Below are 23,232 nucleotides of genomic sequence, written 5' to 3' on the forward strand. Positions count from 1 at the left end.
ACAGAATTTGCCTGGCGGCTGTAGCGCGGTGGTCCCACCTGACCCCATGCCGAACTCAGAAGTGAAACGCCGTAGCGCCGATGGTAGTGTGGGGTCTCCCCATGCGAGAGTAGGGAACTGCCAGGCATCAAACAAGTAAAAAAGCCCTGTACTGACGTACAGGGCTTTTTGCGTTTTCGTTTTTGCATGGAAAATCCCGATCACACGGCGCCACCTGTCCTACAATTCCCCTGTTTCGTGAAACTTTCTCACCTTTAACCTACAGACTCGACATTTGTGCGATTCCTGGTTATTGTCAGCTATCTGGATGTCTAAACGTTTATACGTATGCTGTGAGGATCTAAGGTTATGCCGATTCGGGTGCAGGACGAGCTACCAGCCGTCAATTTCTTGCGTGAGGAAAATGTCTTCGTGATGAAGGCATCGCGCGCTACAGGTCAGGAAATTCGTCCTCTGAAGGTGCTTATCCTTAACCTGATGCCGAAAAAGATCGAGACGGAAAACCAGTTTTTACGCCTGCTTTCTAACTCCCCGCTGCAGGTTGATATCCAGCTCCTGCGTATTGATGCGCGTGAATCCCGCAATACCCCCTCGGAGCATCTCAACAACTTTTACTGCAACTTCGAAGACATCCGTGAGGAAAACTTCGATGGATTGATTGTGACGGGTGCACCGCTGGGTCTGGTTGAATTTAACGATGTTGCCTACTGGCCACAGATCAAACAGGTTCTCGAGTGGGCGAAAGATCACGTCACCTCCACGCTGTTCGTCTGTTGGGCGGTGCAGGCCGCGCTCAATATTCTGTACGGTATTCCGAAGCAAACCCGCAGTGAAAAACTGTCTGGTGTCTATGAGCACCACATTCTTCACCCTCATTCACTGCTGACGCGCGGGTTTGATGACTCTTTCCTCGCGCCACACTCCCGATATGCTGATTTTCCGGCAGGATTGATTCGTGATTACACCGATCTGGAGATCCTGGCAGAGACGGAAGAGGGTGATGCCTACCTCTTCGCCAGTAAAGATAAGCGAATTGCCTTTGTCACCGGCCATCCGGAATATGATCCTGATACGCTGGCGAGTGAGTTTTTCCGTGATGCAGAAGCCGGTTTAAACCCGGATGTACCCTATAACTATTTCCCGCAAAACGATCCGCAGAACAAACCGCGTGCCACCTGGCGTAGCCATGGCAACCTGCTGTTTACCAACTGGCTCAACTACTACGTCTACCAGATCACACCGTACGATCTGCGCCATATGAATCCGACACTGGATTAATCCTCTGACGATCCGCATCCTGTAGCGTTTCAGCTCTCCAGATAAGGCACCTTCGGGTGCCTTTTTTATTTCCGAAATACACCCCGTAGATTTAATTATTTTTAATTACATGAAATTCAATATGTTAATTGCATTTGCATTTAAAAATGGAAATAGTTTTTGATTTAATTCAAGAGCGAGATAGTCTTAATTCTGCTGAACGAAAATTACACGACAATTTTTCGTGCGCGTGCGGAAACGAATTCGGATCAACGACGAGGAGCAGTGCAATGAATCAGCAGGCAACCATTATCGATGAATTGACCTTTACCCAACCGCATAATGAGCAGGAAAAACAGGTCCTGACGCCCGATGCCGTTGAGTTTCTTACCGAGCTGGTGACCCGCTTCACGCCAAAACGTAATAAATTACTGGCGACACGTATCCAGCAGCAGCAAGACATTGATAGCGGAAAGCTGCCTGATTTTATTTCGGAAACCGCTTCCATTCGTGATGGTGAGTGGACGATCCGTGGCATTCCGCAAGACCTGCAGGACCGCCGGGTTGAAATCACAGGTCCGGTTGAGCGTAAGATGGTGATTAACGCCCTGAATGCCAACGTAAAGGTCTTTATGGCGGATTTTGAAGACTCGCTGGCACCTGACTGGACCAAAGTGATCGAAGGCCAGATCAACCTGCGCGATGCGGTCAATGGCACTATCAGCCACACCAATGAAGCAGGCAAAATTTATCAGCTTAAGCCCAACCCAGCGGTGCTGGTCTGTCGCGTGCGTGGCCTGCATTTACCGGAAAAACACGTAACCTGGCAGGGTGAAGCGATCCCTGGCAGCCTGTTCGACTTTGCGCTCTATTTCTTCCATAACCATAAAAGCCTGCTGGCAAAAGGCAGCGGCCCCTATTTCTATCTGCCAAAAACCCAGTCGTGGCAGGAAGCGGCCTGGTGGAGCGAGGTGTTCAGCTACACCGAAGATCGTTTTGATCTGCCGCGCGGGACGATCAAAGCCACGCTGCTGATTGAAACGCTGCCAGCCGTTTTCCAGATGGATGAGATCCTGCACGCCCTGCGCGATCATATCGTTGGCCTGAACTGTGGCCGCTGGGATTACATTTTCAGCTATATCAAAACCCTGAAGAATCATCCGGACCGCGTCCTGCCGGACCGCCAGGTGGTCACCATGGACAAATCATTCCTCAATGCCTACTCGCGTTTGCTGATCAAAACCTGCCATAAGCGCGGAGCTTTTGCGATGGGTGGAATGGCGGCGTTCATTCCCAGCAAAGATAGCGAACGTAATAGCCAGGTGCTGAACAAAGTGAAGGCCGACAAAGAGCTGGAGGCCTGCAACGGCCACGACGGCACCTGGGTTGCACACCCTGGACTTGCGGATACGGCAATGGACGTGTTCAACCGCGTACTGGGTGATAACAAAAACCAGCTGCATGTGACCCGTGAGGACGATGCCCCGATCACCGCCGCGCAGCTGCTTGAGCCCTGTCAGGGTGAGCGCACTGAAGCAGGGATGCGCGCCAATATTCGCGTGGCGGTGCAATACATCGAGGCGTGGATCTCCGGCAACGGCTGTGTGCCAATTTACGGCCTGATGGAGGATGCGGCTACCGCTGAGATTTCACGCACCTCTATCTGGCAGTGGATCCACCATCAGAAAACGCTCAGCAACGGGAAACCGGTGACTAAAGCCCTGTTCCGCCAGATGTTGTCGGAAGAGATGCTGGCCATTCAGGAAGAGCTGGGCGAGCACCGCTTCAGCAGTGGACGCTTTGACGCCGCCGCGCGCCTGATGGAACAAATCACCACCTCAGATGAATTAATCGACTTCCTGACGCTGCCCGGCTACCGCCTGCTTGCTTAAATCCACCACATAACAATATGGAGCATCTGCACATGAAAACCCGTACCCAACAAATCGAAGCATTACAAAACGAGTGGACTCAACCGCGCTGGGAAGGCATCAACCGCCCGTACAGCGCAGAGGAAGTGGTGAAACTGCGCGGTTCGGTCAACCCGGAATGCACGCTGGCGCAGCTCGGTGCTGCGAAAATGTGGCGTCTGCTGCACGGCGAATCGAAAAAAGGCTACATCAACAGCCTCGGTGCGCTGACCGGCGGTCAGGCGTTGCAGCAGGCGAAAGCGGGGATTGAAGCGGTTTATCTGTCCGGCTGGCAGGTCGCGGCAGACGCCAACCTCGCCTCCAGCATGTATCCGGACCAGTCTCTCTATCCGGCGAACTCCGTTCCGGCCGTGGTGGAGCGGATCAACAACACCTTCCGCCGTGCGGATCAGATCCAGTGGGCGTCCGGCATCGAACCGAACGATCCGCGCTTTGTGGATTACTTCCTGCCGATTGTGGCTGATGCAGAAGCGGGCTTTGGCGGCGTGCTGAATGCCTTTGAATTGATGAAATCGATGATTGAAGCCGGGGCCGCAGCGGTTCACTTTGAAGATCAGCTGGCGTCGGTGAAGAAATGTGGGCACATGGGCGGCAAAGTGCTGGTACCAACCCAGGAAGCGATTCAGAAACTGGTTGCCGCACGTCTGGCTGCTGACGTGATGGGCGTCCCGACGCTGGTGATTGCGCGTACTGACGCCGATGCGGCGGACCTGATCACCTCTGATTGCGATCCGTACGACAGCCAGTTTATTACCGGCGAGCGCACCAGCGAAGGGTTCTATCGCACCCATGCGGGCATTGAACAGGCGATCAGCCGTGGTCTGGCCTATGCGCCGTATGCCGACCTGGTGTGGTGTGAAACTTCCACCCCGGACCTGGCGCTGGCGAAACGCTTTGCCGACGCCATCCACGCGAAATTCCCCGGCAAACTGCTGGCCTATAACTGCTCGCCATCCTTTAACTGGCAGAAAAAGCTCGACGATAAAACCATCGCCAGCTTCCAGCAAGAGCTGTCGAACATGGGCTACAAATACCAGTTCATCACGCTGGCGGGCATTCACAGCATGTGGTTCAACATGTTCGACCTGGCACACGCCTACGCCCAGGGCGAAGGTATGAAGCACTATGTCGAGAAAGTGCAGCAGCCGGAATTCGCTGCCAGCCAGCGAGGCTACACCTTTGCCTCACACCAGCAGGAAGTGGGAACGGGCTACTTCGACAGAGTCACGACGATCATTCAGGGCGGTGCCTCGTCCGTTACGGCACTGACAGGATCGACCGAAGAAGCACAGTTCTGATAACAGAAACGCCCGGTGGCGCTGCGCTTACCGGGTTCACCCGCGGATGGGATGAGGGGAATCTATGTCGCGTGGCCTGGAGTTATTGATTGCACAAACCATCCTGCAAGGTTTCGACGCCCAGTATGGTCGTTTTCTTGAAGTGACTGCCGGTGCGCAGCATCGTTTTGAGCAGGCAGACTGGCACGCCGTGCAGCAGGCCATGAAGCAGCGTATTCACCTTTACGATCATCACGTGGGCCTGGTGGTGGAACAACTGCGCTGCATTACCGGCAGCGCCAGCACCGATGCCGCTTTTCTGCTGCGCGTTAAGGCGCATTACACGCATTTGCTGCCGGATTATCCACGCTATGAGATTGCGGAAAGCTTTTTCAACTCCGTCTACTGTCGGCTATTTGACCACCGCGCCCTGTCACCGGAGCGACTGTTTATCTTTAGCTCTCAGCCGGGGCAGCATTTTCGCAGCCTGCCACGCCCGCTGGCGAAAGCATTTTTCCCCGATCAGGGCTGGGATGCACTACTGACCAAAGTCTTATCCGACCTGCCGCTGCGCCTGCCGTGGCAAGACCGCTCGCGTGATGTGGAGTACATCATTGCCCATTTGACTGAGACGATGGGCACAGAAAATCTGCAAAACAGCCATCTGCAGGTCGCGAACGAATTGTTCTATCGCAATAAAGCGGCCTGGCTGGTCGGGAAGCTGATTACGCCTGATGCCACCGTGCCGTTTTTACTGCCGATTCACCGCAGCGATGAAGGGGAACTGGTTGTCGATACCTGCCTGACAACCAGCCCGGAAGCCAGCATTGTATTCGGCTTCGCCCGTTCCTATTTCATGGTTTACGCCCCGCTGCCGGGCGCACTGGTTGAGTGGCTGCGCGAGATCCTGCCGGGCAAAACCACCGCCGAGTTGTATATGGCGATAGGGTGTCAAAAACACGCTAAAACCGAGAGCTATCGGGAATATCTGCACTACATCGCGCATGCCGATGAGCAATTTATCGAAGCGCCAGGCATTCGCGGCATGGTGATGCTGGTGTTTACGCTGCCGGGTTTTGACCGGGTCTTTAAGGTGATTAAGGATAAGTTTGCCCCGCAAAAAGAGATGTCTGCCGCCCACGTGCGCGCCTGCTATCAGCTGGTGAAGGAGCACGATCGCGTTGGACGGATGGCGGATACCCAGGAGTTTGAGAATTTTGTGCTGGATAAGCGTCAGATTGCCCCGGCGCTGATGGCGCTGCTGCTCCAGGACGCGCCACAAAAAATCACCGATCTGGGCGATAAAATTGCCATCAGTCATCTCTATATCGAACGCAGGATGGTGCCGCTCAATATCTGGCTGGAGCAGTCTGAGGGGCAGGTTTTACACGATGCTGTTGAAGAGTATGGGAATGCGATCCGCCAGCTGGCAGCGGCCAATATCTTTCCGGGCGACATGCTGTTCAAAAACTTTGGCGTGACCCGCCACGGACGGGTGGTGTTCTACGATTACGATGAAATTTGCTATATGACGGAAGTTAATTTTCGTGATATTCCGCCGGCGCGCTACCCGGAGGATGAACTGGCCAGCGAGCCGTGGTACAGCATCTCGCCGGGGGATGTGTTCCCGGAGGAGTTTCGCCACTGGCTATGCGCCGACCCGCGCATCAGGCCGCTGTTTGAAGAGATGCATGCCGATCTGTTCCGCGCCGACTACTGGCGCAGTCTGCAAACGCGCATCCAGAACGGGCATGTGGAGGATGTATACGCCTACCGCCGTAAGCAGCGGTTTAGCGTGCGGTATGCGGTTTAACGCATCCCGCCGTACGCCAGAGTCACTTCCTTCGCCGCCTTGATCACCAGCGCACCCAGCTCCGTCACCCGATCGTCGGTAATGCGCGAGATCGGGCCAGAAATGGAGATCGCCGCAAACGGCTCACGGTGCTCGTCATAAATACAGGCCGCCAGGCAGCGCAGGCCGAGAGCGTGCTCTTCGTCATCAAAGGAGTAGCCGCGTTTACGCGTCAGGGCCAAATCCTCTTTCAGATGCACCGGCGAGACCAGCGTCGCATGGGTATACGCGTGCAGCCCTTTGCGGTGCAGCAGGCCCGTGACCTGCTCTTCGCTGAGCTGCGCTAAAAATGCCTTACCCGCACCGGAGGCGTGCATCGGCAGCTTACCGCCAATTGGTGCCGACATGCGCATCAGCTGAGTACACTGTACCTGGTCGATAATAATCGCCTGGTGATCGCTCTGGTCGAGCACCGCCAGATTCACCGTCTCGCCGGAGTCTTCCATCAGCGTGCGCAGAATAGGGTGCACGATGGCAAGCAGGTTGCGGCTTTGCAGGAAACTGCTGCCGACGATAAAGGCATGCGCGCCTACCGACCAGTGGCCCAGCTCACCCACCTGGCGCACAAAGCCCAACTGCTGCATGGTGGTCAATAAGCGATGGGTCGTGGAGTTCGGCAAACCGGCCTGCTGAGCCAGCTCCGTCAGCGCCACGCTGCTGTGCGATTCGGCAATCCATTCCAGCAATTTTAATCCGCGCGTCAGGGACTGGACTTGCCCGCCCGGTTGGGTTGTGGCGGCGGCGGGTTTTCTGCCGCGTTTAGCGGGAACGGTGGCAACCATAGCAAGCTCCTTTTTCTGTATCGTGGAAATCATTTTCGTTTTATTTGGCTGTTTTGCAACCGTTATCCTCACTGATCGGAGGAGTAATAGTGAACATGTCTCATGTTACCGCGGTGTGACTTCTCCCTTATCAAAGATTATGCCAGTATGGTCTGCTGGCCTTTTGGCCTGGTTGAGCGTCGTCGGGAGCAAGTGTGAGTAGCAAAGTAGATCAACTGCGTGCGCAGTTAAATGAACGCATTCTGGTGCTGGATGGCGGTATGGGCACCATGATCCAGAGCTATCGTCTGAGTGAAGACGACTTTCGCGGCGACCGCTTCGCCGACTGGCCCTGCGATCTGAAAGGCAACAACGACCTGCTGGTGCTCAGTAAGCCAGAGGTCATCGCTGCCATTCATTACGCCTACTTCGAGGCGGGCGCGGATATCGTTGAGACCAACACCTTTAACTCGACAACCATCGCCATGGCGGATTACCAGATGGAGTCCCTGTCGGCGGAGATCAACTACGAGGCGGCAAAACTGGCGCGCGCCTGCGCCGATGAGTGGACGGCCCGTACCCCGGAAAAACCGCGCTATGTCGCCGGTGTGCTTGGTCCCACCAACCGTACCGCCTCTATCTCACCGGACGTTAACGATCCGGCATTCCGTAACGTCACCTTTGACCAGCTGGTCGCCGCATACCGCGAATCGACCAAAGCGCTGGTGGAAGGCGGTTCCGATCTGATCATGATTGAAACGGTCTTCGACACCCTCAACGCCAAAGCCGCAATCTATGCGGTGAAAGAGGAGTTCGAGGCGCTGGGCGTCAACCTGCCGATCATGATTTCCGGCACCATTACCGATGCTTCGGGGCGTACCCTTTCCGGGCAGACCACCGAAGCGTTCTATAACTCCCTGCGCCATGCTGACGCGCTCACCTTCGGGCTGAACTGTGCCCTGGGGCCAGATGAACTGCGCCAGTATGTGCAGGAACTGTCGCGCATTGCGGACTGTTACGTCACCGCGCACCCGAACGCCGGCCTGCCGAACGCCTTTGGTGAATACGATCTCGACCCCAATACGATGGCGGCACAAATTCGCGAGTGGGCTGAATCCGGTTTCCTGAACATTGTCGGCGGCTGCTGCGGCACCACGCCGGAACACATCGCCGCTATGAGCAACGCGGTAGCGGGTCTGCCGCCGCGTAAGCTGCCTGAGCTGCCGGTCGCCTGCCGTCTGGCCGGTCTGGAGCCGCTGAACATTGGCGCTGAGAGCCTGTTTGTGAACGTCGGCGAACGTACCAACGTCACCGGTTCCGCTAAGTTCAAGCGCCTGATCAAAGAAGAAAAATACAACGAAGCGCTGGACGTGGCCCGCCAGCAGGTAGAAAGCGGCGCGCAGATTATCGATATCAACATGGATGAGGGGATGCTTGACGCCGAAGCGGCGATGGTACGTTTCCTCAACCTGATCGCCGGTGAGCCGGACATTGCCCGCGTGCCAATCATGATCGACTCCTCGAAATGGGAGGTCATCGAAAAAGGGCTGAAGTGCATTCAGGGTAAAGGCATCGTCAACTCCATCTCGATGAAAGAGGGAATTGAGCCCTTTATTCATCATGCGAAGCTGGTGCGCCGCTACGGTGCCGCGGTGGTGGTGATGGCGTTTGATGAAGTGGGTCAGGCCGATACCCGCGAGCGCAAAATTGAGATTTGCCGTCGTGCGTACAAAATTTTGACCGAAGAGGTTGGCTTCCCGCCGGAAGACATTATTTTCGACCCGAACATCTTCGCGGTGGCGACGGGGATTGAAGAGCACAACAACTATGCCCAGGACTTTATCGGCGCCTGTGAAGACATCAAACGTGAGTTGCCCCACGCACTGATCTCCGGCGGCGTGTCCAACGTCTCGTTCTCGTTCCGCGGCAACGACCCGGTGCGTGAAGCGATTCACGCAGTGTTCCTCTACTACGCCATCCGTAACGGGATGGATATGGGGATCGTCAACGCCGGACAGCTGGCGATTTATGACGATCTGTCTGCGGAGCTGCGCGACGGCGTTGAGGATGTGATCCTTAACCGTCGCGACGATGCCACCGAGCGCATGCTGGAGCTGGCAGAAAAGTATCGCGGCAGCAAAGCCGATGAAAGCGCCAATATCCAACAGGCCGAATGGCGTTCGTGGGATGTGAAAAAGCGTCTCGAGTATTCGCTGGTGAAAGGTATCACCGAGTTTATCGAGCTGGACACCGAAGAAGCGCGTCAGCAGGCGACTCGCCCCATTGAGGTGATCGAGGGCCCGCTGATGGACGGCATGAACGTGGTCGGGGATCTGTTCGGTGAGGGCAAAATGTTCCTGCCGCAGGTGGTCAAATCTGCCCGCGTGATGAAACAGGCGGTGGCTTATCTCGAACCCTATATCGATGCCAGTAAAGAAAAAGGCTCCAGTAACGGCAAAATGGTGATCGCCACCGTGAAGGGCGACGTACACGATATCGGCAAGAACATCGTCGGCGTGGTGCTGCAGTGTAATAACTACGAAATTATCGATCTTGGCGTGATGGTCCCGGCGGATAAAATCCTCAAAACCGCGCGCGAAGTTAATGCTGACCTGATTGGCCTCTCCGGGCTGATCACCCCATCGCTGGATGAGATGGTCAACGTGGCGAAAGAGATGGAGCGCCAGGGCTTTACCCTGCCGCTGCTGATTGGCGGCGCGACCACCTCGAAAGCGCACACGGCGGTGAAGATCGAACAGAACTACAGCGGGCCGACGGTGTACGTACAGAACGCCTCGCGCACGGTTGGCGTGGTCTCGGCGCTGCTGTCGGATACCCAGCGCGACGATTTTGTCGCCCGCACCCGCAAAGAGTATGAAACGGTGCGTATTCAGCATGCGCGCAAAAAACCACGCACCCCGCCGGTCACGCTGGCTGCGGCGCGCGATAACGATCTGGCCTTTGACTGGTCGAGCTATACGCCGCCGGTTGCCCACCGTCTGGGCGTGCAGGAGGTTACCGCCAGCATCGAAACACTGCGTAACTACATCGACTGGACGCCGTTCTTTATGACCTGGTCGCTGGCCGGGAAATATCCACGCATCCTTGAAGATGAAGTGGTGGGTGAAGAAGCCCAGCGCCTGTTCAAAGACGCCAACGACCTGCTCGACCAGCTCAGTGCTGAGAAAACCCTCAATCCGCGCGGTGTGGTCGGGCTGTTCCCGGCGAACCGCATCGGGGATGATATCGAAATCTATCGCGATGAGACCCGCACTCACGTCCTGGCCGTCAGCCATCATCTGCGTCAGCAAACCGAGAAAGTCGGCTTCGCCAACTACTGCCTTGCCGATTTTGTCGCGCCGAAGCTGAGCGGCAAAGCGGACTACCTCGGCGCGTTTGCCGTCACCGGCGGGCTGGAAGAGGACGCGCTGGCGGACGCCTTTGAAGCCCAGTATGATGATTACAACAAAATCATGGTTAAAGCGATTGCCGACCGTCTGGCTGAAGCATTTGCTGAATACCTGCACGAGCGGGTGCGCAAAGTGCACTGGGGCTACGCGGCGAATGAAAACCTCAGCAACGAGGAGCTGATCCGCGAGAATTACCAGGGGATCCGTCCGGCTCCGGGCTATCCGGCCTGTCCGGAACATACCGAAAAAGGCACCATCTGGCAGCTTCTGGATGTCGAAACCCATACCGGGATGAAACTTACCGAGTCCTTCGCCATGTGGCCGGGGGCGTCCGTTTCCGGCTGGTATTTCAGCCATCCTGACAGCAAATACTACGCTGTGGCGCAGATCCAGCGTGACCAGGTGGAAGATTATGCCCTGCGTAAAGGCATGAGTGTGGCGGAGGTTGAGCGCTGGCTGGCGCCGAATCTCGGCTACGACGCCGACTAAGGTCACTTTTCCTTACAACAAACAGGGCACCTCGAGGGTGCCCTGTCTCTTTCTTACGTTTCACCCCTTATACTGGAAGAAGGTTCCGCGCAGACCGGAAAAGGTGCAGACGCCATCCGGTAACACCGCGCGCAACGAGCCGCAGGAGACCCAATAACAATAAGGAGGATCACCCTTCATGCTGACTCTGCTTCATCTGCTTTCTGCCGTGGCGTTGCTGGTCTGGGGCACGCATATTGTCCGCACCGGCGTGATGCGCGTCTTTGGCGCCCGCTTACGTACCGTCCTCAGCCGCAGCGTTGAGAAAAAACCGCTCGCGTTCTGTTCCGGCATCGGCGTCACGGCGCTGGTGCAAAGCAGCAACGCCACCACCATGCTGGTCACCTCGTTTGTGGCCCAGGATCTGGTGGCTCTGGCCCCGGCGCTGGTGATTGTCCTCGGGGCGGATGTGGGGACCGCGCTGATGGCGCGGGTCTTAACCTTCGACCTCTCGTGGCTGTCGCCGCTGCTGATCTTCGTCGGGGTGATCTTCTTCCTGAGCCGCAAACAGACCCGCGCCGGGCAGCTTGGCCGCGTGAGTATCGGCCTTGGGCTGATTCTGCTGGCGCTGGAGCTGATTGTTCAGGCCGTCACCCCCATCACTCAGGCAAGCGGCGTGCAGGTCATTTTTGCTTCGCTGACCGGTGATATCCTGCTGGATGCGCTGATTGGTGCGGTGTTTGCGGTGATCAGCTACTCCAGCCTGGCGGCGGTGCTGTTAACCGCCACCCTGACCACTGCAGGTATCATCTCGTTCCCGGTCGCTCTGTGTCTGGTGATTGGTGCCAACCTCGGGTCCGGCCTGCTGGCCGTACTCAACAACAGCGCCGCCAACGCCGCTGCCCGCCGCGTGGCGCTTGGCAGCCTGCTGTTTAAGCTGGTGGGTAGCCTTGTCATTCTGCCGTTTGTGAATCCGCTGGCGAATGTGATGGACAACCTGCCGCTGCCGACATCGGAGCTGGTGATCTATTTCCACGTCTTCTACAACCTGGTGCGCTGCGTGGCGATGGTGCCCTTTGCCGAACCGATGGCGAGATTCTGTAAACGGGTGATCCGTGATGAACCGGAGCTGGATGCGCGCCTGAAACCCAAGCATCTGGACACCTCGGCCCTGGATACCCCGGCGCTGGCGCTGGCGAATGCCGCCCGCGAAACGCTGCGGATGGGCGATGCGATGGAGCAAATGCTGGAGGGGCTGAAAAGGGTGATGCACGGCGAACCGCGCGAGGAGAAAGAGCTGCGTAAGACCGCCGACGACATTAACGTGCTCTATACCGCCATCAAACTCTATCTGGCGCGAATGCCGAAAGACGAGCTGGCGGAAGAGGAGTCCCGCCGCTGGGCGGAGATCATCGAGATGTCGCTCAACCTCGAGCAGGCGTCCGACATCGTCGAGCGAATGGGCAGCGAAATCGGCGATAAATCTCTGGCCGCGCGTCGGGCATTTTCCCTTGAAGGCGTCAAAGAGTTGGATGCGCTGCACGATCAGCTGCTCACCAACCTGAAGCTGGCAATGTCGGTGTTCTTCTCCAGCGACCTGCCCAGCGCCCGCCGCCTGCGCCGCAACAAGCATCGCTTCCGCATCCTCATCCGCCGCTATTCCCACGCCCACGTTGATCGTCTGCATCAGCAGAACGTGCAAAGCATTGAGACCAGCTCCCTGCACCTGGGGCTGCTCGGCGATATGAAGCGTCTGAACTCCCTGTTCTGCTCGGTGGCTTACAGCGTGATGGAGCAACCGGATGCCGACGACGAGCGGGATGAGTATTAAGCTGGAAAGCGCCTCGCAGGAATGAACTGCGGGGCGTGATCAAACCCATCACTTGATTTAACGTTGTGACAAAAGGTAAGTGTATAAAATTTTATACGGGGATGTGTTATGCTGTCAGAAAGACCAGCACTACGACCCATCGCGTGGGTAGGAAGCTGCAGACCGGAAGCCACTATCAGAGATTGGCAGCGGGGTCGAAGAAGTCAGACTGCGCAGCCATTCAGGGGCGTACCGGGTTATTTATCTTGCCCGTTTTGAACAGGCCGTTTACGTCCTGCACTGTTTTGTGAAAAAAACGCAACGCACATCGGGTCATGACAAACGTATTGCGAAAGCGCGTTTTCAGAGCGTGCAGGAAGAACAAAGGAGATGAAAATGAGCCACGCCGTTGACGGTAAAATCCGCCATATCACTGTTGCTGATGCAAATGTCTTTGCCGAACTTGGATTTGAAGAGAGTGAAGCAAAACGCCTGCAAGAGGATGCACAGAAAGAGGTTGAGCAACTCATATTGATCAAGCGGCAACTTATGCAGGAAATTTCCTCGTGGATTACCGAGCATAACCTCCGCCAGGCAGAGGTTGCTGACAAACTCAATGTCTCGCGCCCACGCATATCAGATGTCGTGAATCTCAAAACCAGCAAATTCACTCTCGATACTCTGGTCATGATGTTAAGCAAACTTGGGAAACCCGTCTCAGTGACCGTGGGCTGATCTTTTTACCAGCCCAAACCTAAGGTATATTTCGCCTCTACAGGAGAAATTATGCTGCCAACTCAATCCACCCGATTAAACAAATACATTAGCGAGAGCGGGATCTGCTCGCGCCGTGAGGCTGACCGTTACATCGAGCAGGGCAACGTGTTTATCAATGGTAAACGCGCCACCATCGGCGATCAGGTTGTCGCGGGCGACGTGGTCAAAGTGAATGGTCAACTGATTGAGCCCCGGGACGACGAAGACCTGGTGTTTATTGCGTTGAATAAACCGGTTGGCATTGTCAGTACCACGGAAGATGGTGAGCGCGACAACATTGTCGATTTCGTTAACCACAGCAGCCGTATCTTCCCGATTGGCCGGCTGGATAAAGACTCCCAGGGGCTGATTTTCCTTACCAACCACGGCGATCTGGTCAATAAGATCCTGCGTGCCGGTAACGACCACGAGAAAGAGTATATCGTCACGGTGAACAAGCCGGTGACGGACGATTTTATTCGTGGAATGGGCGCGGGCGTGCCGATCCTCGGGACGGTGACGAAAAAGTGCAAGGTGAAGAAAGAAGCGCCGTTTGCCTTCCGCATTACTCTGGTGCAGGGCTTAAACCGTCAGATCCGCCGCATGTGCGAACACTTTGGGTATGACGTGACGAAGCTGGAGCGGACGCGGATCATGAACGTCAGCCTGTCGGGGATCCCGCTGGGCGAGTGGCGTGACCTGAGCGGTGATGAGCTGATTGAGCTGTTCAAGCTTATCGAGGACTCCTCCTCGGAAGCGAAGCCGAAAACCAAAGCGAAACCGAAAGCACAGGCGCAGGCAATCAAACGGCCGGTGGTTAAAGCCCCGCCTTCAGAAGACAAAGGCCGACCAAAGCCTGCGGGTAAACGCTTTGTTCAGCCAGGGCGCAAAAAGAAAGGGCGCTAATTAGCGCCTTCCACGAGGTGAGGTATTGGCAGACCAGGAAAATGTTGCCTCTTTATCCACTTTGTAAGCCTGCGCTTTTTTGAGTTTGCGGGCTTTCTTCGCTTCATCTTCACGCTGCGCCATCAGTTTATCGATGTACTCTTTTTTGACGTGATTGGTTTCGGCATTGGTCAGCAGTCGGCCATGGGCGATGCGTGCGCGGTCGAGCAGGGTCTTGAGTTCGCGCTGCTCCGCTTCGGTCATCTCTTTCTGAGTCAATCGTGGTATAGCCATTGAAAAAGCCTCCTGATAGGGAGGCTCCAGTGTAAAGCAAGTACCACAAATTAACTCTGTTTCACCGTATCTTTTTTCTGTTGCCCGTCCAGCGGTTTGCCCGACCAGTAACCGGCCAGCAGCGAGCCGGACAAGTTATGCCAGACCGAGAACAACGCACCCGGCAGGGCGGCCAGCGGTGAGAAGTACATTTTGCCCAGCGCCGCGGCAAGACCCGAGTTTTGCATTCCCACTTCAATGGCCAGCGTGCGGCAGGTAGATTCGTCAAAGCCGAACAGCTTCCCACCCCAGTATCCGCCCAGCAGGCCGATGGTGTTATGCAGCACCACGGCGATAATCACCACAAAGCCGACCGAGGCGATATGGGCCGCAGAACCGGCCACCACGGCGCTGATGATGGCCAGAATGCAGACCATCGAAAATGCTGGCAAATACGGCTCTACGGCTTTTACCAGTCGCGGGAACAGGTGATGGATAACCAGCCCCAGCGCAATTGGGATCACTACGATCTGCAGAATGCTCAGCAGCATGCCCATCACATCCACCTGGATATGCGCATCCACGTACAGGCGGGTCAGCAGCGGGGTGGCAATTACCCCCACCAGCGTCGAGACCGAGGAGATGGTCACCGACAGGGCCACATCGCCTTTCGCCAGATAGATCATCACGTTGGAGGCCGTACCACTTGCTACGCTGCCCACCAGCACCATCCCGGCGGAGAGATCCGGCGGCATCTTAAACGCCATCGCCAGTAACCATGCTGCCAGCGGCATCACCAGATAATGCAAAAATATCCCTGCCGCGACCGGAGCCGGGCGCGACAGCACGCGTTTAAAGTCGTCAATTTTCAGGTGCACGCCCATCCCGAACATGATCAGCATCAGCAGCGTGCTGACCCACGGGCCAATGGCGGTGAAGGTGGTTGGCGTGTAATACGCGAGTACAGAGAGCAGCAGTGCCCATAACGGGAACAGCCGGGTGAGGACGGATAACATATGGATTCCTTGCAATTGTGTTGTGAAATTTAGTTATAAAAAAGCCGGGTTCGAGCCCGGCTTATAGGTATTGTTTATCGTGCTAATTAATTTTATTCAAACAAATTATGATGAAGTTTCTGCACGACCTGCTCGGCTTCGTGGCCCGGCACCAGGAAGCACAGGTTGTAGCTGGATGCGCCGTAGCAAATCATGCGGATGTTAAACGGATCCAGCACGCCAAAGACCTCTTTGCCCACGCCGCTGGCGCGAGAAAGCTCGTTGCCGATGATGGCGACCAGGGCGAGATCTTCTTCCACCTCGACGCGGCACAGAGCAGAGAGTTCCATCAGCAGGGATTGTGTCAGCAGCGTATCACCGGTGGACGTTGAGCCCGTGGTATCCAGCGTCAGGGCAAGGTTCACTTCAGAAGTGGTGACCAGATCCACCGAGATATTGTGGCGCGCCAGGATGCTAAACACTTCTGCCAGGAAGCCGCGGGAGTGCAGCATGCTCAGGCTGTGCAGGGTTACCAGGGTCTGCTTACGACGCAGGGCGATAGCGCGGAACAGCGGCGGGTTTTCGGTGGTGTTGCACACCCGGGTGCCACCCGCTTTAGGATCCTTACTGGAACCAACGAAGACCGGAATATCACTGCGCACGGCAGGCAGCAGGGTGGCCGGATGCAGCACTTTCGCGCCAAATGTCGCCATCTCGGCCGCTTCTTCAAAAGCGATCACGTCAATACGTTTTGCCGTCGGCACCACGCGCGGGTCGGTGGTGTAGATGCCCGGCACGTCGGTCCAGATATCCACCCGGGAAGCGTGCAGGGCTTCGCCCAGTAGTGCCGCGGTGTAATCGCTACCGCCACGGCCCAGCGTGGTGGTGCGACCCTTGGCTTCACTACCGATAAAGCCCTGGGTGATGACAATGCCTTCTGCCAGACGCGGCGCCAGTTGCTGAGCGGACAGCTCGGCAAGGGCGGCGATATCCGGCTCGGCGCGACCAAAGCGATCGCTGGTGCGCAGCACTTTACGCACGTCAAACCACTGCGACTGAACGTTACGCTCGCGCAGCACTTCAACAAATAGCAGGGTCGACATCAGTTCACCGTGGCTGACCAGCTCATCAGTCAGGGCCGTGGAGGTTGCCAGTGAGGCCGCTTCCGCCAGGGTGATGATATTTTCCAGCAGGCGCTCAATCTCTTCGCTGATGACGCTCGGGTTGCGCAGACGATCGAGAATGTCGAACTGAATTTTGTGCAGCGCCTCGAGCTTAACCTGGCGCTCGCTGGCTTCCAGCCCCTCGGCAAGTGCCACCAACAGGTTGGTTACGCCAGCCGAAGCAGACAATACCACCAGGCGGGTATTTGGATCGGCCAGCACCACGTCGGCGCTGCGGTTCATGGCATCGAAATCTGCCACGCTGGTACCGCCAAATTTGGCGACAACAAAACTCGTCATAACAACCTCATGTCAGGGAAGGAAAAAAGCGACCATGGCACGAGGACAAACAAGTTTTACCGGTGCAGGCGCAAATACCGTGTGTATAAATAAAATGTGCAGAGGATCCTGTCAACGCCGGGATTATGCGGATTTTTCATGCTGTCTACCAGATGAGTAACAGGACTTATAACAGCTATACTTTTGGGGCTTTTGCAGCGTGCTTGATGCAGGCCAGGGCAATGGCATAAAAACCATCACAATTTTTAGCGCCAGAGGCTACAATCGACCGAGGTCACAATTCTCAATTCAGAAGAGTATTGCTATGAAAAATATCAATCCAACGCAGACTTCAGCCTGGCAGGCATTACAACAACACTTCGACGAAATGAAAGACGTCACGATCGCGGAACTGTTCGCGAAAGACGCCGATCGTTTTAACACCTTCTCCGCGACCTTCGACGATCAGATGCTGGTGGATTTCTCCAAAAACCGCATCACCGCAGAGACGCTGGCATTACTGCAGGATCTGGCGAAAGAGACCGATCTGAGCGGTGCCATCAAATCGATGTTCTCCGGTGAGAAGATCAACCGCACCGAAGACCGCGCTGTGCTGCATGTCGCGCTGCGCAACCGTAGCAATACGCCGATTATCGTTGATGGCAAAGATGTGATGCCGGAAGTCAACGCGGTGCTGGAGAAGATGAAGACCTTCTCCGAAGCGATCATCTCCGGCAGCTGGAAAGGCTACACCGGCAAAGCGATCACCGACGTGGTCAACATCGGTATCGGCGGCTCCGATCTCGGCCCATTCATGGTGACCGAAGCGCTGCGTCCGTATAAAACACATCTCAATATGCACTTTGTCTCTAACGTCGATGGCACCCACATCGCCGAAGTGCTGAAAAATGTCGATCCAGAAACGACCCTGTTCCTGGTGGCGTCCAAAACCTTCACCACCCAGGAAACCATGACTAACGCCCACAGCGCGCGTGACTGGTTCCTGAGCACGGCGGGTGATGAGCAGCACGTGGCAAAACACTTTGCGGCGCTCTCTACCAACGCCAAAGCGGTAGGCGAGTTCGGTATCGACACCGCCAATATGTTTGAATTCTGGGACTGGGTAGGCGGTCGCTACTCCCTGTGGTCCGCTATCGGTCTGTCGATCATCCTCTCCGTGGGCTACGACAACTTTGTTGAGCTGCTCTCCGGCGCGCACGCGATGGACAACCACTTCGCCGCCACCCCGGCTGAGAAAAACCTGCCGGTACTGCTGGCGCTGATCGGCATCTGGTACAACAATTTCTTTGGCGCAGAAACCGAAGCGATTCTGCCGTACGACCAGTACATGCACCGTTTCGCGGCCTACTTCCAGCAGGGCAACATGGAATCCAACGGTAAGTACGTTGACCGTAACGGCAATGCCGTGGATTACCAGACTGGCCCAATTATCTGGGGCGAACCTGGTACCAACGGCCAGCATGCGTTCTACCAGCTGATCCACCAGGGCACCAAGATGGTACCGTGCGATTTCATCGCTCCGGCTATCAGCCACAACCCGCTGTCTGACCACCATCCTAAGCTGCTGTCGAACTTCTTCGCTCAGACTGAAGCGCTGGCGTTCGGTAAAGCGCGTGATGTGGTTGAGCAGGAGTATCGCGATCAGGGTAAAGATCCGGCCACGCTGGATCACGTTGTGCCGTTCAAAGTGTTTGAAGGCAACCGCCCGACCAACTCCATCCTGCTGCGCGAAATCACCCCGTACAGCCTGGGTGCGCTGATTGCCCTGTATGAGCACAAAATCTTTACCCAGGGCGCAATCCTGAACATCTTCACCTTCGACCAGTGGGGCGTTGAGCTGGGCAAACAGCTGGCTAACCGAATTCTGCCAGAGCTGGGCGATAGCCAGGATATCAACAGCCACGACAGCTCGACCAACGGCCTGATTAACCGTTATAAAGCCTGGCGTGCATAATTCCGTGATACTGAAAAATGCCGGCGATATGCCGGCATTTTTTTATCGGATAATTCCTGTTGTCCGTTATCCCGCGCATAATTCTATTATGAGGTTTATCTTAAAATACAAAATGACCTAATAATTTCCGGGGTTTATTTTAGGATAATACGCATACTCATAAATATTCAATAAATTGATTTATAAGGATTTTTATAAATAAATAGCGTGCGCTATTTATCTGATATCCAATTATCTGAAAACCCTTCGCTTATTTTCCGTCACGGCAAACCCACTGCCTGAGTTGTGTATACTCATTTCCGCCTGAATATTCTTTCGGGCAATTCTCCATTCATTCAATGAAGGGAAATTGAGATGAAAAAAGTACTGTATGGCATTTTTGCACTAACTGCGCTTGCGGCGACGTCTGTGTATGCGGCTCCGGTTCAGGTCGGGGAAGCAGCAGGCTCGGCAGCGACGTCTGCGTCTGCGGGGATCTCGACCGCAACCAGCGCCAGCACCGTAAGTTCGGCCGTGGGGGTCGCTCTGGCGGCAACCGGTGGCGGTGATGGTTCCAATACGGGGACCACAACCACCACGACAACCAGCACCCAGTAATCGGGTGTACTAACTCTAACCACACTTCGGTGTGGTTATTCCGCCCCTTCGGAGAAGCGTCGTGAAGCGACCCGCCATCATCCTTTTTTGCCTGCTTTTACAGGCGTGCTCGGCCACTACCCAGGGCCTGGGCAATACCCTCTGGAACAGTCTGTTCGGCACGCCGGGCGTGCATCTGACCGACGATGACATTCAGAGCATGCCTTATGCCAGCCAGTACATGCAGCTGAACGGCGGGCCGCAGCTGTTTGTGGTGCTGGCGTTTGCTGAAAACGGACAGCAGAAATGGGTGACGCAGGATCAGGCGACGCTGGTGACCCAGCATGGCCGCCTCGTGAAGACGCTGCTCGGCGGCGACAACCTGCTGGAGGTCAATAACCTGGCCGCAGACCCGCTCATCAAACCCAATCAGATCGTCGAGGGTGCCAGCTGGACGCGCACCCTGGGCTGGACGGAGCACAAGCAGGTACGCTACGCCACCGCGCGCTCGGTATTCCACTGGGACGGCACGGACAGCGTCAAAGTCGGCAGCGATGAAACCCGCGTACGGGTGCTGGAAGAAACCGTCAGCACTGACCAGGCGACATGGCGCAACCGCTTCTGGGTGGATGACGACGGGCAGATCCGCCAGTCGTTACAGTACCTGGGCGCAGACTTCTTCCCGGTAAAAACCACCCTGATTAAGGCGGCGAAATCATGAAAATAAGAGCCAGCGCCGCAGCACTGTGCATGCTGATGGCGCCCCTGGCGTGGTCGGCGGGCACAGTACAGGTCTACCTGCCGGGGCAAAACGAAGCAAAAACCTTATCTCAAACGGCCCATCTTATCGATCTGGTCGGGCAGCCCCGGCTGGCCAACAGCTGGTGGCCGGGGGCGGTAATCAGCGAGCGACAGGCAACGGTTCTGGCAGAGCAACAGCACCAGGCGCTGCTGGCGCGCTTAACGGGCATCGCCGGGCAAGAGTCAGGTGACGAGGCTGCTGCGATAAATAGCTTACGTCAGCAGCTGAAGGCGCTGAAGGTGACAGGACGCCAGCAGGTGAACCTTGATCCCGATGCGGTGCGCGTGGCAGAGGGCGGCAACCCGCCGCTGGAAGGCGACTATACGCTGTGGGTTGTGGCCAAGCCCAGCACCGTGACGGTGATGGGGCTGGTCAGCAGTCCGGGCAAAAAGCCCTTTACCCCAGGGCGTGACGTGGCGAGCTACCTCGACGATCAGCATCTGCTCAGCGGCGCAGAGCCCAGCTACGCCTGGATTATTTACCCGGACGGGCGCACGCAGCAGGTGCCGGTGGGCTACTGGAACAAACGCCACGTGGAACCCATGCCCGGCAGCACCATTTTTGTCGGCGTGGCCGATCATCTCTGGACGAAGCGATACGACGGCCTGAACGCCGACATGATTCGCTCCCTGACGCAGCGGATACCGGATTAATGAAAAATACCTCTCTCTACAGCCTGCTGGCGCTGTGCGTCAGTGCCGGTTGTCATGCAGAAACCTATCCGGCACCCATCGGGCCATCCCAGTCGGATTTTGGCGGCGTGGGCCTGCTGCAAACCCCAACCGCGCGTATGGCACGCGAAGGCGAGCTGAGTCTTAACTACCGTGATAACGACCAGTACCGCTACTACTCTGCCTCTGTGCAGCTGTTCCCGTGGCTGGAGACCACCCTGCGCTACACCGATGTGCGCACCCGGGAGTACAGCAGCGTCGAGGCCTTCTCGGGCGATCAGACCTACAAAGACAAAGCCTTCGACGTGAAGCTGCGCCTGTGGGAAGAGAGCTACTGGATGCCACAGGTCTCGGTGGGTGCGCGGGACATCGGCGGTACCGGTCTGTTCGATGCGGAGTACATTGTCGCCAACAAAGCCTGGGGACCGTTCGACTTCTCGCTGGGGATGGGCTGGGGCTATCTCGGCACCAGCGGCAACATCAAAAATCCGCTCTGCACCTACAGCGATAAATACTGCTACCGCGACAACAGTTACAAGCAGGCGGGCTCGCTCGACAGCAGCCAGCTGTTCCACGGCCCGGCCTCGCTGTTCGGCGGGGTTGAGTATCAGACGCCGTGGCAGCCGCTGCGCCTGAAGCTGGAGTACGAAGGCAACAACTACCAGCAGGACTTTGCCGGTAAGCTCGATCAAAAAAGCAAGTTTAACGTCGGCGCCATTTATCGCGTCACCGACTGGGCCGACGTTAACCTGAGCTACGAGCGCGGCAACACCCTGATGTTCGGCTTCACGCTGCGCACCAACTTTAACGATCTGCGACCGTCATACAACGACAACGCAAGGCCGAAGTATCAGCCGCAGCCGCAGGATGCGATCCTCCAGCATTCGGTGGTGGCCAATCAGCTGACGCTGCTGAAATACAACGCCGGGCTGGCGGATCCGAAAATGCAGGTCAAAGACGATACGCTGTACGTCACCGGCGAGCAGGTGAAATACCGTGACTCCCGGGAAGGGATCGAGCGTGCAAACCGGATCGTGATGAACGATCTTCCGGAAGGGATCCGCACGATCCGGGTGACGGAAAACCGGCTGAACATGCCGCAGGTGACCACCGAAACGGATGTGTCGAGTCTGAAACGTCATCTGGAAGGCGAACCGCTGGGCCACGAAACCGAGCTGGTGCAGCAGCGCCGCGAGCCGGTGGTGCCAGACACCACCGAGCAGGGCTGGTATATGGACAAATCCCGCTTCGATTTCCGTCTCGATCCGGTGCTGAACCAGTCCGTTGGCGGGCCGGAAAACTTCTACATGTATCAGCTGGGGGTGATGGCGACGGCGGATCTGTGGCTGACGGATCACCTCCTGACCACCGGCAGCGTGTTTGGCAATATCGCCAACAACTACGACAAATTCAACTACACCAATCCGCCGAGCGACTCAAAACTGCCGCGCGTGCGTACCCACGTGCGTGAATATGTGCAGAACGATGTCTACGTGAACAACCTGCAGGCCAACTACTTCCAGTATCTGGGCAACAATTTCTATGGCCAGGTGTACGGCGGTTATCTCGAGACTATGTACGGCGGGGCAGGGGCAGAAGTGCTGTACCGTCCGGTCGACAGCAACTGGGCGTTCGGCGTCGATGCCAACTATGTGAAGCAGCGCGACTGGCGCAGCGCGCAGGACATGATGAAGTTCACCGATTACAGCGTGAAGACCGGCCATCTGACGGCCTACTGGACGCCGTCGTTCGCCCAGGATGTGCTGGTGAAAGCCAGCGTTGGGCAGTATCTGGCGGGGGATAAGGGCGGCACCCTGGATATCTCGAAACACTTCGACAGCGGCGTGGTGGTGGGCGGTTACGCTACGATCACCGATGTTTCGCCGGACGAATACGGGGAAGGCGACTTCACCAAAGGGGTTTACGTGTCGATTCCGCTGGATCTGTTCTCGTCAGGCCCGACCCGCAGCCGGGCCGCGGTTGGCTGGACACCGCTCACCCGCGACGGGGGCCAGCCGCTGGGGCGTAAATTCCAGCTGTATGATATGACCAGCGATAGAAGCATTAACTTCCGCTAATGCCTGTGTGCCG

At 56.5% G+C, this 23,232-nt stretch carries 18 protein-coding genes and 1 rRNA gene; 15 read left to right on the plus strand and 4 right to left on the minus strand.

The window, feature by feature from the left end; all coding sequences use genetic code 11:
• The first annotated feature begins 10 nt into the window (after positions 1-10).
• From rrf to aceK, 5 genes are all read left to right on the plus strand, one after another.
• Positions 11-126 (plus strand): 5S ribosomal RNA (gene rrf / locus ACRDD5_RS01570).
• A gap of 222 nt (positions 127-348) precedes the next feature.
• Positions 349-1,278, plus strand: a complete 930-nt coding sequence (gene metA, locus ACRDD5_RS01575) for a homoserine O-succinyltransferase MetA (protein ID WP_438675707.1) — start codon at positions 349-351, stop codon at positions 1,276-1,278.
• Positions 1,279-1,547: 269 nt separating this feature from the next.
• Positions 1,548-3,149 carry a malate synthase A gene (aceB, locus tag ACRDD5_RS01580; protein ID WP_438675708.1) on the plus strand — a complete coding sequence of 534 codons (1,602 nt, stop codon included), beginning with the start codon at positions 1,548-1,550 and terminating at the stop codon, positions 3,147-3,149.
• A gap of 32 nt (positions 3,150-3,181) precedes the next feature.
• The gene (gene aceA, locus ACRDD5_RS01585) at positions 3,182-4,486 is read left to right on the plus strand and encodes an isocitrate lyase (protein ID WP_271281259.1); all 1,305 of its coding nucleotides are present in this window, start codon (positions 3,182-3,184) and stop codon (positions 4,484-4,486) included.
• Between the two features lie 64 nt (positions 4,487-4,550).
• On the plus strand, positions 4,551-6,278 hold the full coding sequence (aceK, locus tag ACRDD5_RS01590; RefSeq protein ID WP_438675709.1) for a bifunctional isocitrate dehydrogenase kinase/phosphatase: 1,728 nt from the start codon (positions 4,551-4,553) through the stop codon (positions 6,276-6,278).
• Here aceK and iclR read toward each other — a convergent pair.
• A complete protein-coding gene (gene iclR / locus ACRDD5_RS01595; RefSeq protein WP_271281261.1) occupies positions 6,275-7,099 on the minus strand; it encodes a glyoxylate bypass operon transcriptional repressor IclR in 825 nt (274 codons plus the stop codon). The genes aceK and iclR overlap by 4 nt on opposite strands.
• 194 nt (positions 7,100-7,293) lie before the next feature.
• On the opposite strand from iclR, the gene metH reads away from it, so the two are divergent.
• The 5 genes from metH to rluF all read left to right on the plus strand — a co-directional run bounded on the left by metH (position 7,294) and on the right by rluF (position 14,428).
• On the plus strand, positions 7,294-10,977 hold the full coding sequence (metH, locus tag ACRDD5_RS01600) for a methionine synthase (protein WP_438675710.1): 3,684 nt from the start codon (positions 7,294-7,296) through the stop codon (positions 10,975-10,977).
• 178 nt (positions 10,978-11,155) lie between these two features.
• Positions 11,156-12,787, plus strand: a complete 1,632-nt coding sequence (locus tag ACRDD5_RS01605) for a Na/Pi cotransporter family protein (protein ID WP_271281263.1) — start codon at positions 11,156-11,158, stop codon at positions 12,785-12,787.
• A gap of 208 nt (positions 12,788-12,995) precedes the next feature.
• The gene (locus tag ACRDD5_RS01610) at positions 12,996-13,160 is read left to right on the plus strand and encodes a type II toxin-antitoxin system RelE/ParE family toxin (protein WP_438675758.1); all 165 of its coding nucleotides are present in this window, start codon (positions 12,996-12,998) and stop codon (positions 13,158-13,160) included.
• A 2-nt stretch (positions 13,161-13,162) separates the two neighbouring features.
• Positions 13,163-13,501: a helix-turn-helix domain-containing protein gene (locus ACRDD5_RS01615; protein ID WP_438675711.1), complete on the plus strand. Its 339-nt coding sequence runs from the start codon at positions 13,163-13,165 to the stop codon at positions 13,499-13,501.
• Positions 13,502-13,552: 51 nt separating this feature from the next.
• Positions 13,553-14,428, plus strand: coding sequence for a 23S rRNA pseudouridine(2604) synthase RluF (rluF, locus tag ACRDD5_RS01620; protein ID WP_271281265.1), 876 nt, complete (start codon positions 13,553-13,555; stop codon positions 14,426-14,428).
• Here the strand turns inward: rluF and ACRDD5_RS01625 are convergent, their stop codons facing one another.
• From ACRDD5_RS01625 to lysC, 3 genes are all read right to left on the minus strand, one after another.
• A complete protein-coding gene (locus ACRDD5_RS01625; protein ID WP_271281266.1) occupies positions 14,429-14,701 on the minus strand; it encodes a DUF3811 domain-containing protein in 273 nt (90 codons plus the stop codon).
• Positions 14,702-14,751: 50 nt separating this feature from the next.
• Positions 14,752-15,696, minus strand: coding sequence for a ketopantoate/pantoate/pantothenate transporter PanS (gene panS / locus ACRDD5_RS01630; protein ID WP_271281267.1), 945 nt, complete (start codon positions 15,694-15,696; stop codon positions 14,752-14,754).
• 92 nt (positions 15,697-15,788) lie between these two features.
• Positions 15,789-17,138: a lysine-sensitive aspartokinase 3 gene (gene lysC, locus ACRDD5_RS01635; RefSeq protein ID WP_438675712.1), complete on the minus strand. Its 1,350-nt coding sequence runs from the start codon at positions 17,136-17,138 to the stop codon at positions 15,789-15,791.
• A gap of 304 nt (positions 17,139-17,442) precedes the next feature.
• Between lysC and pgi the strand changes: the two genes are divergently transcribed.
• The 5 genes from pgi to ACRDD5_RS01660 all read left to right on the plus strand — a co-directional run bounded on the left by pgi (position 17,443) and on the right by ACRDD5_RS01660 (position 23,219).
• Positions 17,443-19,092, plus strand: a complete 1,650-nt coding sequence (gene pgi / locus ACRDD5_RS01640; RefSeq protein ID WP_271281269.1) for a glucose-6-phosphate isomerase — start codon at positions 17,443-17,445, stop codon at positions 19,090-19,092.
• Positions 19,093-19,446: 354 nt separating this feature from the next.
• Positions 19,447-19,689 carry an exopolysaccharide production protein YjbE gene (gene yjbE, locus ACRDD5_RS01645; protein WP_271266308.1) on the plus strand — a complete coding sequence of 81 codons (243 nt, stop codon included), beginning with the start codon at positions 19,447-19,449 and terminating at the stop codon, positions 19,687-19,689.
• Positions 19,690-19,750: 61 nt separating this feature from the next.
• Positions 19,751-20,389 carry a YjbF family lipoprotein gene (locus tag ACRDD5_RS01650; protein WP_271281270.1) on the plus strand — a complete coding sequence of 213 codons (639 nt, stop codon included), beginning with the start codon at positions 19,751-19,753 and terminating at the stop codon, positions 20,387-20,389.
• Complete coding sequence (locus ACRDD5_RS01655; RefSeq protein ID WP_438675713.1) at positions 20,386-21,123, plus strand: capsule biosynthesis GfcC D2 domain-containing protein; 738 nt, start codon at positions 20,386-20,388, stop codon at positions 21,121-21,123. The genes ACRDD5_RS01650 and ACRDD5_RS01655 overlap by 4 nt, the downstream gene beginning before the upstream one ends.
• Complete coding sequence (locus tag ACRDD5_RS01660; protein WP_438675714.1) at positions 21,123-23,219, plus strand: YjbH domain-containing protein; 2,097 nt, start codon at positions 21,123-21,125, stop codon at positions 23,217-23,219. The genes ACRDD5_RS01655 and ACRDD5_RS01660 overlap by 1 nt, the downstream gene beginning before the upstream one ends.
• The last annotated feature ends 13 nt before the right edge of the window (positions 23,220-23,232 follow it).

The sequence above is a fragment of the Silvania sp. genome (assembly GCF_051656365.1).
GTDB lineage: Bacteria > Pseudomonadota > Gammaproteobacteria > Enterobacterales > Enterobacteriaceae > Enterobacter > Enterobacter hatchlandensis.

What these genes read in the sequence shown, in the direction of transcription:
- metA (WP_438675707.1), top strand. Translation starts at nt 349, where the DNA reads ATGCCGATTCGGGTGCAGGACGAGCTACCAGCCGTCAATTTCTTGCGT.
- aceB (WP_438675708.1), top strand. Translation starts at nt 1,548, where the DNA reads ATGAATCAGCAGGCAACCATTATCGATGAATTGACCTTTACCCAACCG.
- aceA (WP_271281259.1), top strand. Translation starts at nt 3,182, where the DNA reads ATGAAAACCCGTACCCAACAAATCGAAGCATTACAAAACGAGTGGACT.
- aceK (WP_438675709.1), top strand. Translation starts at nt 4,551, where the DNA reads ATGTCGCGTGGCCTGGAGTTATTGATTGCACAAACCATCCTGCAAGGT.
- iclR (WP_271281261.1), bottom strand. Translation starts at nt 7,099, where the DNA reads ATGGTTGCCACCGTTCCCGCTAAACGCGGCAGAAAACCCGCCGCCGCC.
- ACRDD5_RS01605 (WP_271281263.1), top strand. Translation starts at nt 11,156, where the DNA reads ATGCTGACTCTGCTTCATCTGCTTTCTGCCGTGGCGTTGCTGGTCTGG.
- ACRDD5_RS01615 (WP_438675711.1), top strand. Translation starts at nt 13,163, where the DNA reads ATGAGCCACGCCGTTGACGGTAAAATCCGCCATATCACTGTTGCTGAT.
- rluF (WP_271281265.1), top strand. Translation starts at nt 13,553, where the DNA reads ATGCTGCCAACTCAATCCACCCGATTAAACAAATACATTAGCGAGAGC.
- ACRDD5_RS01625 (WP_271281266.1), bottom strand. Translation starts at nt 14,701, where the DNA reads ATGGCTATACCACGATTGACTCAGAAAGAGATGACCGAAGCGGAGCAG.
- panS (WP_271281267.1), bottom strand. Translation starts at nt 15,696, where the DNA reads ATGTTATCCGTCCTCACCCGGCTGTTCCCGTTATGGGCACTGCTGCTC.
- lysC (WP_438675712.1), bottom strand. Translation starts at nt 17,138, where the DNA reads ATGACGAGTTTTGTTGTCGCCAAATTTGGCGGTACCAGCGTGGCAGAT.
- pgi (WP_271281269.1), top strand. Translation starts at nt 17,443, where the DNA reads ATGAAAAATATCAATCCAACGCAGACTTCAGCCTGGCAGGCATTACAA.
- yjbE (WP_271266308.1), top strand. Translation starts at nt 19,447, where the DNA reads ATGAAAAAAGTACTGTATGGCATTTTTGCACTAACTGCGCTTGCGGCG.
- ACRDD5_RS01655 (WP_438675713.1), top strand. Translation starts at nt 20,386, where the DNA reads ATGAAAATAAGAGCCAGCGCCGCAGCACTGTGCATGCTGATGGCGCCC.
- ACRDD5_RS01660 (WP_438675714.1), top strand. Translation starts at nt 21,123, where the DNA reads ATGAAAAATACCTCTCTCTACAGCCTGCTGGCGCTGTGCGTCAGTGCC.